The sequence below is a fragment of the Hongsoonwoonella zoysiae genome (genome assembly GCF_013266695.1).
In the GTDB taxonomy this organism is placed as follows: Bacteria; Pseudomonadota; Alphaproteobacteria; order Rhizobiales; family Stappiaceae; genus Hongsoonwoonella; species Hongsoonwoonella zoysiae.
Map to the genome: position 1 here is coordinate 1610198 of NZ_JABRXF010000001.1, position 13880 is coordinate 1624077.

Consider the following 13880-nt stretch of genomic DNA (forward strand, 5'->3'; position numbering starts at 1 on the left):
ATCCTTATCGCGACATCCGATCCAGATTTCGCGGGATATGCTCTAAGTTTCTGAAACGGGAGAAAAACAAAATGCTCAAGAACGATCAGCTCGACCAGTGGGACCGGGAGAACTTCTTCCACCCCTCCACGCATCTCGCCCAGCATGCGCGCGGCGAAAGCCCGAACCGGATCGTCACCGGCGGCAAGGGCGTCTACATCGAGGACCGTGACGGAACCCGCCTGCTGGATGGTTTCGCCGGCCTTTACTGCGTGAACGTCGGTTACGGCCGTCATGAAATCGCCGAGGCCATCGCCAAACAGGCGAAGGAGCTTGCCTATTATCACGCCTATGTCGGCCACGGCACGGAAACCTCGATCACCCTCGCGAAGATGGTCATGGAGCGCGCGCCTGAGAACATGTCGAAGGTTTATTTCGGCCTCGGCGGATCGGATGCGAACGAGACCAACATCAAGCTTGTCTGGTATTACAACAACGTGCTTGGTCGGCCGGAGAAGAAGAAGATCATTTCCCGCTGGCGCGGCTATCACGGCTCTGGCCTGATGACAGGCTCGCTCACCGGGCTTGAGCTCTTCCACAAGAAGTTCGACCTGCCGTTTTCGACGGTTCTTCACACCGTCGCGCCGCATTACCTGCACCGCCCGGACCTTTCCATGAGCGAGGCGGATTTCGTCGCCTATTGCGTGTCCGAGCTTGAGGCGCTGATCGAGCGGGAAGGGGCGGACACCATCGCCGCCTTCATCGGCGAGCCTGTGCTTGGCACGGGCGGCATCGTTCCTCCGCCCGCCGGTTACTGGGAGGCGATCCAGAAGGTGCTGAAGAAGCACGATATTCTTCTCATCGCCGATGAGGTCGTGACCGGCTTCGGCCGTCTCGGCTCCATGTTCGGCTCCGCTCATTACGGCATCGAGGCGGATTTCATCACCATCGCCAAGGGCCTCACCTCGGCCTATGCGCCCCTTTCGGGCTCCATCGTGTCGGACCGCGTCTGGAAGGTGCTGGAGCAGGGCACGGACGAGCTTGGCGCAATCGGCCACGGCTGGACCTATTCGGCCCACCCGATAGGGGCGGCTGCGGGTGTGGCCAACCTGAAGCTGATCGACGAGCTTGGCCTCGTGAAGAACGCCGGTGAAACCGGAGCTTATTTCTTGGGCAAATTGCGCGATGCATTGTCGGCGCACAAAAACGTCGCCGAAGTGCGTGGCGAAGGCATGCTGGCCGCAGTGGAATTCGTCGAGGACAAGGCTTCGCGTACCTTCTTCGATCCCTCGAAGAAGGTCGGTCCGGCGGTTGCCGGCGCGCTCCTGAAGGAAGGCGTTATCGGCCGCGCCATGCCGCAGGGCGATATCCTGGGCTTCGCTCCGCCTCTCACGCTCTCCAGGGCCGAAGCCGACGAAATCGTCGACAAGACGGTCAGGGCGGTTTCGAACGTTCTCGGTTGACGGATTGCTTTGGAAAGTGCCGGCGGCATCCGTCTCCGGCACTTACCTGCAATGAAAAGCTTTAGCTTCACGAAGAACGTCATCCCGGCCCGTGTGCGCTTCAGCGCATCGCGAGAGCCGGGATCCAGCGCGTATATCGCGCGATAGCGCGTCTTGAATTTTGTGCGGGCGTCGCCCGCAGCCGATTTCTGGATCCCGGATCAGCGGTCAGCTTTGCTTCCCTTGTCCGGGATGACACCCCTCATATCGCGCGCCCCTTCGGCTCCTCAACCTCCCTCCGCCTCCCGGTCCTCCACCAGGCTGCCGTCGCTCAACAGGTCGTTGGGGTAAAGGATCACGCTATCGCCGTCGGAAAGCCCTTCCAGAACCTCGGCATTCGACGCGTTCATGTGGCCGAGGCGAATCCGGCGCAAATCCGCCTTGCCATCCGCCACCGCGAAGACCGACCAGTTGCCGTTGGCACGGAAGATCGCGCCGATGGGCACCTGCAGCACGTTCTCGCCCGACCATATGGTAAGCCGCGCGAACACGCGGTAGCCGTGGCCAAGTCCTTCCGGCACCTCGTCGAGGTCGAGGATCACATTGACGCGCTGCTCCTCGATGCCGAGCGCGGAAACCTTGGTAAATGCCGCCGGATCTATGCGCCGCACGGTCGCTTGCAGGTCTTCGTCGCCACCCCATTCGGTGATCGCGACCTTCGTTCCGGGTTTTATCTTCACCGCGTCGCTTGAAAGAAGATCTACGGCGATCTCGAGGTCTTGCGGATCACCGATGTCGACAAGCTTCGTGCCCGAGGTAACGGCCTGTTCGCTCTCGGCGATCACGTCCAGAACCACGCCGTTCACCGGCGCGGTGATGTCCATGCAGCAATCCTCGCCGGAATGATGCGCCTGCAGTTCGCGTGTTTGCGTGATGCGCGCCCGCGCGCTGTCCAGTTCGGCGTTCCTCAGGCGAATGTTCGCCTTTGCGCTTTCCACCTGGGCTTCCTGCAGTTGCACGGCGTTATAGGCCTTCTCGAGCTGGCTTTGGGAGATGATGTTGGTATTGGCGAGCTTTGAGGCCCGCTGGTATTCCGATTTCGCCAGCGAAAGCGCGACTTCGGCTCGCGTCAGTTCCACTTCGGCGACCTTGACGGCGGAGCGTGCGGCCTCGAGCGCCGCGAGAAGCTCGGTGCGCGTGCGTTCGTCGATAAACGGCGGGTCGAGCGGGCGGATCGAGGCGATGATCGTGTCGTTCGCCTTCACGCCATCGCCTTCTTCCAGTTCGATGCGTTCCAGATGTCCGTCCATGGGAGAGGAAACGGTGTAGACGTCGCGCACGCGCGTTTCGCCTTCCTCGTCGATGGTCACCCGCATCGGCCCGGCGGTAACCCGTGCGACGTCGACGAGAATTGGCTTTTCCTTGAGCGCGACGTAAAATCCACCCGCGATGACGAGCGCGAGTGCCGTGAAGAAGAGGCGTTTCAGCCAAAGGCGCATCGTTCATTCCCCAATCAACTACTCGCGGGTCTTCAAAACCCGCACAAGGTCGAGCCTGTCGACGCGGCGGCGGACGATCAGGGCGGAGATTACGGCCGCCCCCAGCACGACAAGGCTTGAGACGGCGAATGTTTCGGAAGAGACGATCAGCGGTATCCGGAAGAGATCGCTTTCGAACCCCTGGACGACGGACCAGGAAAACCCGTAGCCGAGCCCCCAGCCAAGCGGCTGCGCCACGAACACGATGACACCGAGTTCGATCAGAAGCACGCCCGAAACCTCGGCCCGGGTGAAGCCGAAGACACGCAGGCTCGCGAGTTCGCGTGCGCGTTCCGAAAGCTGTATACGGGCGGAATTATAGATGACGCCGAAGGTTATGATGACCGCAAGCGCCACATAAAGCGTCGTCATGATGGTGATGTTTTCTTCCACGGTTTCGCGAAACAGCTTGCGCGACACGCCCTGCAGCGCGATGGAGCCCAGTTCCGGCGTCGCCTTGATCTGCGCGTAAAGCTCGTCGAGGCGGTTGTTATCGATGAGAACGCGCGCGCCGGAAATCCGTTCCCCGTCCATCATCACCCGGTTCAGCGCCTCAAGGCTCATGAAGACGGAAAGCCCCACATAGCTCTGGATGACGCCGGTCACGGGCAGTTCCACCACGCGGTCGTCCTTTTCCTGCAGTTCCACTTCCAGCATGTCGCCGACGCGAACGTGCAAAATATCCGCGACGCGTTCGGAAAGAAGCAGGCCGACGGGTACGGGCGGCACGGGGTTGAGGTCGAGGTCGAGAATGCGTGAAAGGTCGGGGCTGTCGGGAAGTCCCGTAATCGCCGCTCGCCGCTCGCGGTGCCCGTTCCTCAGCATCACCGGAGTGGTGCGAAAGCCCTCCGCTTTCAGCACGCCGGGCAGGGCGGCAACGCTTTGCAGCGCCGATGGTCCCTGCTCGTTGTTGAAGGTCAGCGTTGCGTCCTGCCGGTCGGCGCGGAAGAAGATCGCATCGATCATGAAATCGATTGAATCGTAGGAAAAAAGCGCCGTCACAAGCAGCGCCACGGAAAGCGCGGTGCCAAGCGTTGTCAGCGCCGAGCGCACGGGCCAGCGGATCAGATGGCGCAGCGCCATGACGGTAAGCTGGGAGAAAATGCGCACCTCCTGCAGGCGAGCAAGAAAAATGCTGCGGTAGCGCGTCGGCGCTGGCGGGCGCATCGCCACAGCCGGCGGAAGGGATACTGTCGCCCATATCGCCTTCGCGGCTCCTGAAAGGGCTGCACCCGCCGTAATGCCGCCCGCGATAAGGTAGAGGTCCAGCGTCTGACGGAATATCAGGAAGGGGAAGGAATAGAACCTGGCGTAAAGCTCGGTCAGGCCGCGTCCGAGCCATGTCCCGAAGATCGAGCCTATGGCAAGCCCGACCATCGATATCACGATGACGAGCTTCGCGTAGTGCCAGCCGACGTCGAGATTGCCGTAACCGACCGCTTTCAGAAGGCCGATCTGCTCTCGCTCCAGCGCGATCAGGCGTGAAAGGATCATGTTCACGAGAAAGGCGGAGATGAACAGGAAGATCGGCGGGATCACCATCGCCATGGCTTTCAGCGACGTCAGTTCGCTATCCAGGAACGCGTGCGACATCTGGTCTTCGCGGTCGTAGGCGCCGGTTCCGCCGTAGGGTTTCAGGATGTCGTCGAGCTGCTCGATGATCCGGTCGGTATTGGCGTGCCTCAGCGTGGTGATCGCCACGTCGTTGAAGGCGCCTTCCATGTCGAAGATGCCTTCCAGCACCTTGCCCGGCATGTAAAGCACGCCGAAGCGGCGCGGATCGGGCACCATGTCGCCCGGGCCGATGGCGTAGATATATTCCGGCGAAAGCACGATGCCGGTAATCGTGAGTTCGCGCTTGCGGCCGTTGAGCAGCGCCGAAAAGCTGTTGCCCGGCACAAGCCCGTGAGCGTTGGCGAATGTTTCGGTCACCGCCACTTCGCTGGTGCGTGCGGGTTCCGGCAGCCGCCCTTTGCGGATGTAGACGCGGTTTGCCTCCGGCTCGCCGAATTCGGGCAGGGAGACCGCGATGCCGGTTGCCGGCTCCGGCATGCCCTCCACGTCCAGGAGCGTGTAGTGGACGGTGCGCAACTCGGCTGCGGCAACGCCCGGAATGTTCTCAATGCGCGCCTTCAGCGTTCGCGGTGCGCGTGTGGCGGTGGCGAATACGGAAGCGAAGCGGTAGCGGTCGTAAAAGGCGGAGCGCGTTTCCTCCAGCGAGCGCCAAGCGCCGACGGCGATGATGATCGTCATCACCCCGCAGGCCATGACCATGGCGACCGCCAGTGCCTGCGCCCAAAGGCGCAGGAGATCGCGGGTAAGTTTGCGGTCGAGCATGCGCATGGCTACCAGGTCACCTGCGATGGGGCGATGCGGCTTTCGTTTTCATGTGTGGCCGCGATCTTGCCGTCGATGAAGCTGATGACACGGTGGGCAATCGCCTGGATGCCGGCGTTATGGGTGATGATCGCCGTCGTCGTGCCCAGTTCCTCGTTGATGCGGGTCAGCGCCTCCAGCACCAGAACGCCGGTCCTGGAATCGAGCGCGCCCGTCGGTTCGTCGCACAAGAGCACTTCCGGGCGCTTGGCGATGGCGCGTGCAATCGCGACGCGCTGCTGTTCGCCGCCGGAAAGCTGGGCCGGGAAATGCGTCATCCGGTCGCTCAGGTCGACCATGGCAAGCGCTTCGTCGGGCGGCATCGGGTTCTTGGCGACTTCCGTGACCAGCGCCACGTTTTCCCAGGCCGTCAGGCTCGGGATAAGGTTGTAGAACTGGAACACGAAGCCGACGTTTTCCCGCCGGTATCGCGTCAACTGGCGTTCGGAAAAGGCGGTCAGGTTTTGCCCGCGGAAATGCACCGTGCCGCTCGTCGCCTGGTCGAGCCCGCCCAGGATGTTGAGAAGGGTGGACTTGCCGCTCCCCGACGGGCCAAGCAGCACGGCCATCTCCGCCTCGTAGAGCTTCAGGCTCACCCCGTTCAGCGCGCGCACGTCCACTTCCCCGGTGTGATAGACCTTGGTCACGTCCTTGACGTCGAAAACGATTTGCGGCGCAGGCTCGGGTGCGGGTTGCATGATGGGTCAGACTATAGCCGAAGCCTGACGCTGCGTTGATATCCCTCAAGCCGGAGATACAAAGCGGGATTGTCGCCTTCCCGGTCGGGTTCGGGGTTGAAACCGCGGGCCGGCATGAATCAACCGCCGGGCGCATCGTCGCCGCTACCCCTCGGCGCATCCACGCCGATCGGCGCGAGGTATAGCCACGCAAGCAGCGCGATGAAGGCGAAGACCTCAATATTCAGGATCGTGTCGGTGAAATTGCTCATTGCGCGGGTATCTCCTCGTGTTTGAGGACCTTCAGGAAACAGACCACGAGCAGCATGACGATGAAGACGAAGGGCAGTGCGCCGAGCGCGATGATGGACTTCACCGCGTCGATGCTGCCTGACAGGATCATGACCAGGCCGAGCGCGCCCAGCACCACGCCCCAGCTCAGCTTGACGCGTGCGCTCGGGTTCAGATCGCCGCCGGTCGAGAACATGCCGAGCACGAAGGCGGCGCTGACGACGCTCGTGACGATGAAGAGGAATGCGGCGGCGACGACGGCGAAAATCGTCAGCGTGGAAAACGGCAGGTGCTGGAGCAGGACGAAGGCCACGGCGCTCACGTTGTCGCGCACCAGTTCCATGACCGGTGCGTCGGTATTCAACACGCCGTAAAATCCGATCCCGCCGAAAACACCGAACCACAGGATCGAAAAGCCCGTCGGCACGAAGATCACGCCGACGATGAACTCCCGGATCGTGCGGCCTCTGGAAATGCGGGCGATGAAGACGCCGACGAAGGGCGCCCAGGCGAGCCACCAGACCATGTAGGTCAGCGTCCAGGCCTGAAACCATCCGCCGATGTTCTCGTCCATGAAGGTGTAGGTCCTGAATCCCTGCTGCAGGACGTTGCTCGCATAGTCGGCGATGGATTGCAGCACGCCGCCCATCAGGAAGTGCGTGGGCCCGGCCAGCAGCACGAAAACGAGCAGACCCCCCGCCACTCCCATCGCCGTGTTGGAAAGAACCGCCATGCCCTTCGACAGATCGACTACCAGCGGCAGGGCGTAGGCAAGGCAAAGCACCACGAAAATCGCAAGCGTCAGCCCGAGGCCCGTCCCGCTCAGGCCGAAAAGCGCATCCACCCCTTCCTTCACCTGAAAGACGCCCATGGCGATAGACCCGCCGACGCCGATGGCGATTGCCGCGATCGCCAGAAGATCGCAAACCCAGGCGACGGCTGACGTGATCTTGTTTTGCCCAAGCGCATGGACGATCGGCGAGCCGACAAGGCTCGGGCATCCTCGCCGGAAGCCGAAATATGCGATCACCAGCCCCGTCAGTCCGTAGATCGCCCAGGCGTGCAGGCCCCAGTGAAAATTGGTGACGAAAAGCGCCGTGCTTGCCGCCTTGCGCGGGTCTTCATATTCGGCGATGAGGGAGTAATGCGTGAGCGGTTCCGCCGTCCCCCAGTAGAGCAGGCCGACGCCCATTCCGGCGGCGAAAAGCATGGTCAGCCACGAGACGGTTGAAAATTCCGGCTCGTCCGTGTCTTCGCCCAGCTTCACCCTGCCGTATTTCGACAGCGCAAGTCCCAGGCACACGAACAGCATGAAGCTCACCGTCAGCATGATGAACCATGCCCGGCTCGTGAACTGGATGGTGACGAGATTATTGGCGAATTCCGCCAGCCCTTGCGTGTCGGCGATCCCCCACACCGCGATTGCACCCGTCAGGGCAAGGGCCGCAAGCAGCTTCGGATTATTGAACAAGGCCTTGCCCCCGCCGGATCGAATTCCTGAGAATCCAATATATTTCCGCTACGGAAGGATTGTTCCCGATCAATCGGCGCCACCGCAAGCTGGAACGCGAAAAAAAACGGCCCCCGCGAAGGGGGCCGTCCCGGGACGTTCCGGAAGGTTCCGATCAGAACGGGCTGTCGGGGAAGTAATAGCTTTCGGCGTTTTCCGGCGTGATCAGCACCGAGCCGATGATGAACCGGCCGGAAACGGGCGCGTTTGAAACGAACTTCAGCGCCGTCATCTCGATCGCCGAGGCGATCATAGCCGGCGGATAGGTGACATTCACCGGGATCATCCTGTCGCCGTCCATGACGCGCTTGATCATTTCCTTCATGCCGGCGCCGCCCAGCACCCACATCTCCTCGGCGCGGTCGGCCTGGTTGATGGCTTCCAGCACGCCCACGGCCATGTCGTCGTCGGACGCCCAGACCGCGTCGATCTCGGGATATTTCGACAGGAAATCCTGCATCACGGTAAAGGCGTCGTCACGGTTCCAGTTGCCGTGCTCCATGCCGAGGATCTCGATGCCGCTACCCTCGAGTGCTGCCTGAAAGGCTTCCACGCGTTCGTTGTCGATGGTGGTGGGAATGCCGCGCAAAACCACGATCTTGCCGCCGTCCGGCAATTGCTGCCTGAAATATTCGCCCGCCACCCGGCCGAAGCCCGGGTTGTCGCCGGCGACATAAAGGTCCTCGATGCCGTCTTCGGACAGTCCGCGGTCGACGACGGTCACCCATTTGCCGGCTTCCGCCACGCGTTTCACCGGCCCTGTCAGCGGGTCGGATTCGAACGGCAGCACGACGAGCGCGTCGATGTCGCGGGTGGCCATCATGTCCTCGATGTCGCTCACCTGCTTGCCGGGGTCGCTGGCGGTCGCCAGAACGAAGTCGAGCTGCGGATAGGCTTCTTCCAGCCGGTTCACCGCTTCCTGCGCGTGGTAGTTCATGCCGCCCGCCCAGCCGTGCGTCGCCGCCGGGATCGACACCCCGATCACCGAGGTTTCCTGCGCCGCCGCCGATGCCGGCAAGGCGAGTGCCGTCACGACCGCCAGGGCCTTGAATGCGTTTGTCACTCCCATCGCGTTTCTCCCTCTGTTGCCCTGTCCCGTTTCGAACAGGCGGTTTGGCCATCAGGTGACGGGTCCGTCACCTATCGTGTCGCCTTCTTCTGGCGTTGCAGAACGACGGCCAAAATGATGATCACGCCCTGGATCGCCCCGTTGAGGTAGGGGCTGACGAGGTCCGTGAGATTGAGGATGTTTTCGATCAGGTTGAGGATCAGCACGCCGATAACGGTGCCCCACACGCGCCCGAAGCCGCCTTTCAGCACCGTACCGCCGATGATCACCGCCGCGATCGCTTCAAGCTCCCACAGCACGCCGGTCGAGCTTGAGGCGGAGCCGAGGCGCGGCACATACATGATCGTGGCAACGCCCACGAGCACGCCGAGAAGCACATAGCCGGCAAGCCGTGCACGGTCGACGTGGACGGCGGAATAGCGCGCCACTTGTTCGTTGGAGCCGATCGCCGCGCAGTGCCGCCCGAAGGCCGTATGCCGCATGACGATCTCACCGAGCGCCGCAATCGCCAGGAACACGATGATCGGCCAGGCGATGCCGAAGATGCCGTCGTAATAGACGGGGCGGTAAACCTCGCGGACGCTGAAATTGAGCGAAAGCGTGCCCCCGTCGGCAAGCCAGGTGACGAGCGAGCGGAAGATGCCCATGCTGCCGAGCGTGACGATGAAGGCTTCTATTCGCGCCTGCGTGATCAGGAGCCCGTTGAAGAGGCCGGCGGCGAAGCCGATGGCGAGCGCGGCCGCCATGCCGGCGAGGATCGTCGGCCATCCGGTCCCCAGCGTTGGCACCAGCGCGTTCATGACGATGATCATCAGCCCTGCGATGAAGGCGGCCATGGAGCCGACGGAAAGGTCGAGCCCGCCTGCCGTGATGACGAACGTCATGCCCACGGCGATGATGCCGATGAATGCGGAGCGGGCGAGTACGTTCGTCACGTTGCCGTAGCTCAGGAAATTCGGGTTCATCAGCGCGCCGATGATGATCAGCACGATCAGCGCCACGATCGGCCCGATGACGTGAAGGTCGATTGCCGGCCTGCCGTTCTTCACCGCCGCTTTTCCCGCTGTGGTCGCATTAGCCATTGCCTTCCGCCTTCCTGCCTTCCAGTCCCATGGCAAGGCGCACGATCGCGTCTTCGTTGATGTCTTCGCCTTCCAGCGTTCCCGCGATGCGGCCCCTGCGCATCACCGCCACGCGCGTCGCAAGGCCGATCACCTCCGCCATCTCGGAGGAAATGATGATGACGCTCTTGCCTTCGTCGGTGAGGCGGCGGACGAACTGGTAGATCTGCTGCTTGGTGCCGATGTCGATGCCGCGCGTCGGCTCATCGATGATGACGATCTCTGGTTCCGCCAGCATGGTCTTGGCGAGCAGGAGCTTCTGCTGGTTGCCGCCGGAAAGGTTGGCGACCCTGATCTCGCGCGATGGCGCGCGGATGTCGAACTCGCGGATCGAGCGGTCGAGCGCCTTTTCCTCCGCGTCCCTGTCAATGAGAACTCGGCTGAATTTCTTGAGCGCCAGCAGCGTCAGGTTCGCCCGCATGCCCTGGTTCAGCAGGAGGCCGCGTTCCTTGCGGTCTTCCGTCAGATAGGCGATCCCCGCCTTTCTGGCGTCGTCGACGGAGCGGATCTGCCGCGCCTTGCCGTTGACGCGGATTTCGCCTGTCGCCGGGCGGATGCCGATCAGCCCCTCCATCAGCTCCGTGCGGCCCGAGCCGACAAGGCCGGCGAAACCCAGGATCTCGCCCTTGCGCAGCTCGAAGCTTGCGTTTTCCACGATGCCGGGGATCGAAAAATCTTTGACGGAAAGCACGGCTTCGGCCGCGCTTGTCTTTGTCTTCTCGGGAAAGAGGTTGGATAGCTCGCGTCCCACCATCGCCTCGGCCATGGCGTCTTCGGTAAGCTCGTTAGCCGGCGCGGTCAGCACGTGGCGTCCGTCGCGCAGCACCGTCACCCGGTCGGCGATCCGCGCCACCTCATCCAGCTTGTGCGAGGTATAGAGGATCGCGGTGCCTTGCGCCTTCAGCCGCTCGATCTGCCGGAACAGGATTTCGGCTTCGTTGCGCGTCAGCACTGCCGTCGGCTCGTCCATGATGAGAACGCGTGCCTCGCGCGACAGCGCCTTGGCGATTTCCACCATCTGCTTTTCGGGCACGGATATCTTCGAGACGGTCGCCCATGCGGGCGTCTTCGTCTCAAGCCGCTCCAGAAGCTCGTTGGTGGTGGCGCGCATCGCCTTGTGGTCGAGCAAGAACCCGCGTTTGATCTCCCGCCCGAGAAAGATGTTTTGCTCCACCGAAAGCTGGTCGGCGAGGTTGAATTCCTGGTGGATCAGCACGACGCCCCGGTCTTCCGCGTCCTCGCTGGAGGCGAAACTCACGGGTGCTCCATCCAGCGTCACCTCGCCGGAGGTCGGCTCCAGATAGCCGGACAGGATCTTCATCATGGTCGACTTGCCGGCGCCGTTCTCGCCGATCAGCGCATGCACCTCGCCGGGATAAAGGTCGAAGTCCACGTCGAAGAGCACCTGCACCGGGCCGAAGGAGCGTGAGACCTTGGCAAGCGCAAGGACCGGCGCATGCCCGGCGGCGGCTGAGGGTCTGGCTGTCGTCTGCGGGGCCGGTTGCATGGCATTGCCCTCACAGGCTGACCCAGGCTGCATTGCGCCTGGAGGATCTGACGCAGGCATCCACGAAGGCGACACCCGCCACCCCGTCCTCGACGGTCGGGAAAATCACGTCGCTCGGCGTCGTCTCGCCGTTGCGCTTCGCGATGATCGCGCGCGCGGCTTCGGCGTAGATATTGGCGAACCCTTCGAGGTAACCTTCCGGGTGGCCCGCAGGCACGCGGCTCACGCGCGCCGCCGCTTCGCCCGCGCCTGCGCCGCCCCGGGTAATCAGCCGCTTCGGCTCACCCAGCGGGGTAAACCACAGCTTGTTCGGCTCTTCCTGGGCCCACTCGATCCCGCCTCGCGAGCCATAAACACGCAGTGTCAGCGCGTTCTCGTTGCCGGTCGCAACCTGGCTCGACCAGAGCATGCCCTTCGCCCCGCCGGCAAAGCGCATCATCACGTGAACATTGTCGTCAAGCGAACGGCCTTCCACGAAGGTGTCGAGATCGGCACACAGGCTTTCAAGCTGAAGTCCGGTCACGAAAGACGCGAGATTGAAGGCATGCGTGCCGATATCGCCGACACAGCCGCCCGCGCCCGAGCGTTCCGGGTCGGTGCGCCATTCCGCCTGTTTCAGGCCGGAACGTTCCAGCGGTTCGGCCAGCCAGTCCTGCGCGTATTCGGCCTGCACGACGCGGATGTCGCCAAGCTCTCCCTTTCGCACCATCTCGCGCGCGTGGCGGATCATCGGGTAGCCGGTGTAATTGTGCGTGAGCACGAACAGCGCGCCGGATTTCTCAGTCAAAGCGGCAAGCTTTTTGGCGTCAGCCAGCGTGGAGGTCAGCGGCTTGTCGCAGATCACATGAATGCCGCGCTTCAGGAATTCGCGCGCGGCCTGATAGTGCATGTGGTTCGGGGTGACGATGGCAACCGCCTCGATCCCGTCCTTGATCCGGTTTTCGCGGATCGCCATGTCGCGGAAATTTGCATAGATGCGGTCTTCGGCAAGGCCCAGCATCCTGCCGGATTCTTCAGCCTTCTCCGGTGTGGAGGAAAGCGCGCCCGCAACCAGCTCGAACTGGTCGTCGAGGCGGGCAGCAATGCGGTGCACCGCGCCGATGAAGGCGTCCTTGCCGCCGCCCACCATGCCAAGGCGGATGCGGGCAGGGCGGGCTTCGCTCGATCCCTTGATCGTCATGGCCTCACCCCTCCAGCCCGAGCATGCGGCGGTTCGCGGCTTCATCCGCTCCGCCGCCCGCGAAATCGTCGAAGGCCTTTTCCGTCACGCGGATGATGTGGGCGCGGACGAATTCCGCTCCCTCGCGCGCGCCGTCTTCCGGGCGCTTCAGGCAGCATTCCCATTCCACGACCGCCCAGCCGTCGAAGTCGTTCGCCGCCATCTTGGAAAACACCGCACCGAAATCGACCTGCCCGTCGCCGAGCGAGCGGAAACGCCCCGCCCGGTTCACCCAGCTCTGGTAACCGGAGTAGACGCCCTGCCGCCCGGTCGGGTTGAATTCCGCGTCCTTGACATGGAACATCCGGATGCGGTCGCGGTAGATGTCGATATTGTCGAGATAGTCGAGGCACTGGAGCACGTAGTGCGACGGGTCGTAGAGCATGTTCGCCCGCGCGTGATTGTCCACGCGCTCAAGGAACATCTCGTAGGTAATGCCGTCGTGCAGGTCCTCACCCGGGTGGATTTCATAGCAGATGTCGACGCCGCACTCCTCGGCATGGTCGAGGATCGGCCTCCACCGCCGCGCCAGTTCGTCGAAGGCGGTTTCGATCAGGCCCGCCGGGCGCTGCGGCCAGGGGTAGACATAGGGCCAGGCCAGCGCGCCGGAGAAGGAGGCGAGGGTATTGAGCCCCATGTTCTTCGAGGCGGAAAGCGCCTTCTTCACCTGATCGACGGCCCATTCCTGACGGGCCTTGGGGTTGCCGCGGTTTTCCGGCGTCGTGAAGCCGTCGAAGGCTTCGTCATAGGCCGGGTGAACGGCGACGAGCTGGCCCTGAAGGTGCGTTGAAAGGTCGGTCACCTCCACGCCGTTTTCGCGCGCCTTGCCCTTGAATTCGTCGCAATAGTCCTTGGAGGAGGCGGCCTTGTCGAGGTCGATCAGACGTGCGTCCCAACTCGGCACCTGCACCCCGGCATAGCCGCAGTCGGCCGCCCAGCGGGTAATGGCATCCCATGAGTTGAAGGGGGCGTCGTCGCCCGCGAACTGGGCGAGGAAGAGCGCAGGGCCCTTGATCGTCTTCATCTGTTCCTCCCTAGATCAACCTGCGTTCAGGTGCATTCGCCTGAACGCAGAAAAGTTGATCGCATTTAATCTTCCAGAGCATATCTCTGTGGCGCGCGGCCCGCTTGTTTCGCGAACTCTGTGTGCC

Annotated in this window: 11 protein-coding genes; 1 reads left to right on the plus strand and 10 read right to left on the minus strand. The window is 62.8% G+C overall.

The annotated features are described in order from the left end of the window. Nucleotides 1-71: 71 nt before the first annotated feature. The gene (locus tag HPQ64_RS07470) at nt 72-1442 is read left to right on the plus strand and encodes an aspartate aminotransferase family protein (protein ID WP_172887735.1); all 1371 of its coding nucleotides are present in this window, start codon (nt 72-74) and stop codon (nt 1440-1442) included. Nucleotides 1443-1708: 266 nt separating this feature from the next. On the opposite strand, the gene HPQ64_RS07475 is transcribed toward HPQ64_RS07470, so the two are convergent. The 10 genes from HPQ64_RS07475 to HPQ64_RS07515 all read right to left on the minus strand — a co-directional run bounded on the left by HPQ64_RS07475 (nt 1709) and on the right by HPQ64_RS07515 (nt 13753). Further along, on the minus strand, nt 1709-2920 hold the full coding sequence (locus HPQ64_RS07475; RefSeq protein WP_172887736.1) for an efflux RND transporter periplasmic adaptor subunit: 1212 nt from the start codon (nt 2918-2920) through the stop codon (nt 1709-1711). Between the two features lie 18 nt (nt 2921-2938). Beyond that, the gene (locus tag HPQ64_RS07480; protein WP_172887737.1) at nt 2939-5302 is read right to left on the minus strand and encodes an ABC transporter permease; all 2364 of its coding nucleotides are present in this window, start codon (nt 5300-5302) and stop codon (nt 2939-2941) included. A gap of 2 nt (nt 5303-5304) precedes the next feature. Then, entirely contained in the window at nt 5305-6033 is a 729-nt protein-coding gene (locus HPQ64_RS07485) for an ABC transporter ATP-binding protein (RefSeq protein WP_172887738.1), read from the minus strand. Nucleotides 6034-6152: 119 nt separating this feature from the next. Continuing rightward, nucleotides 6153-6284 carry a hypothetical protein gene (locus HPQ64_RS20580; RefSeq protein WP_281358253.1) on the minus strand — a complete coding sequence of 44 codons (132 nt, stop codon included), beginning with the start codon at nt 6282-6284 and terminating at the stop codon, nt 6153-6155. Next, complete coding sequence (locus tag HPQ64_RS07490) at nt 6281-7774, minus strand: BCCT family transporter (protein ID WP_172887739.1); 1494 nt, start codon at nt 7772-7774, stop codon at nt 6281-6283. The genes HPQ64_RS20580 and HPQ64_RS07490 overlap by 4 nt, the downstream gene beginning before the upstream one ends. A 154-nt stretch (nt 7775-7928) precedes the next feature. After that, complete coding sequence (locus HPQ64_RS07495) at nt 7929-8882, minus strand: ABC transporter substrate-binding protein (protein WP_172887740.1); 954 nt, start codon at nt 8880-8882, stop codon at nt 7929-7931. A 71-nt stretch (nt 8883-8953) separates the two neighbouring features. Continuing rightward, the gene (locus tag HPQ64_RS07500) at nt 8954-9964 is read right to left on the minus strand and encodes an ABC transporter permease (RefSeq protein ID WP_172887741.1); all 1011 of its coding nucleotides are present in this window, start codon (nt 9962-9964) and stop codon (nt 8954-8956) included. Then, entirely contained in the window at nt 9957-11510 is a 1554-nt protein-coding gene (locus HPQ64_RS07505) for a sugar ABC transporter ATP-binding protein (RefSeq protein WP_172887742.1), read from the minus strand. The genes HPQ64_RS07500 and HPQ64_RS07505 overlap by 8 nt, the downstream gene beginning before the upstream one ends. Nucleotides 11511-11520: 10 nt before the next feature. After that, nucleotides 11521-12690, minus strand: a complete 1170-nt coding sequence (locus HPQ64_RS07510; RefSeq protein WP_172887743.1) for a Gfo/Idh/MocA family protein — start codon at nt 12688-12690, stop codon at nt 11521-11523. Nucleotides 12691-12694: 4 nt separating this feature from the next. Continuing rightward, entirely contained in the window at nt 12695-13753 is a 1059-nt protein-coding gene (locus tag HPQ64_RS07515) for a sugar phosphate isomerase/epimerase family protein (RefSeq protein WP_172887744.1), read from the minus strand. Nucleotides 13754-13880: the final 127 nt, after the last annotated feature.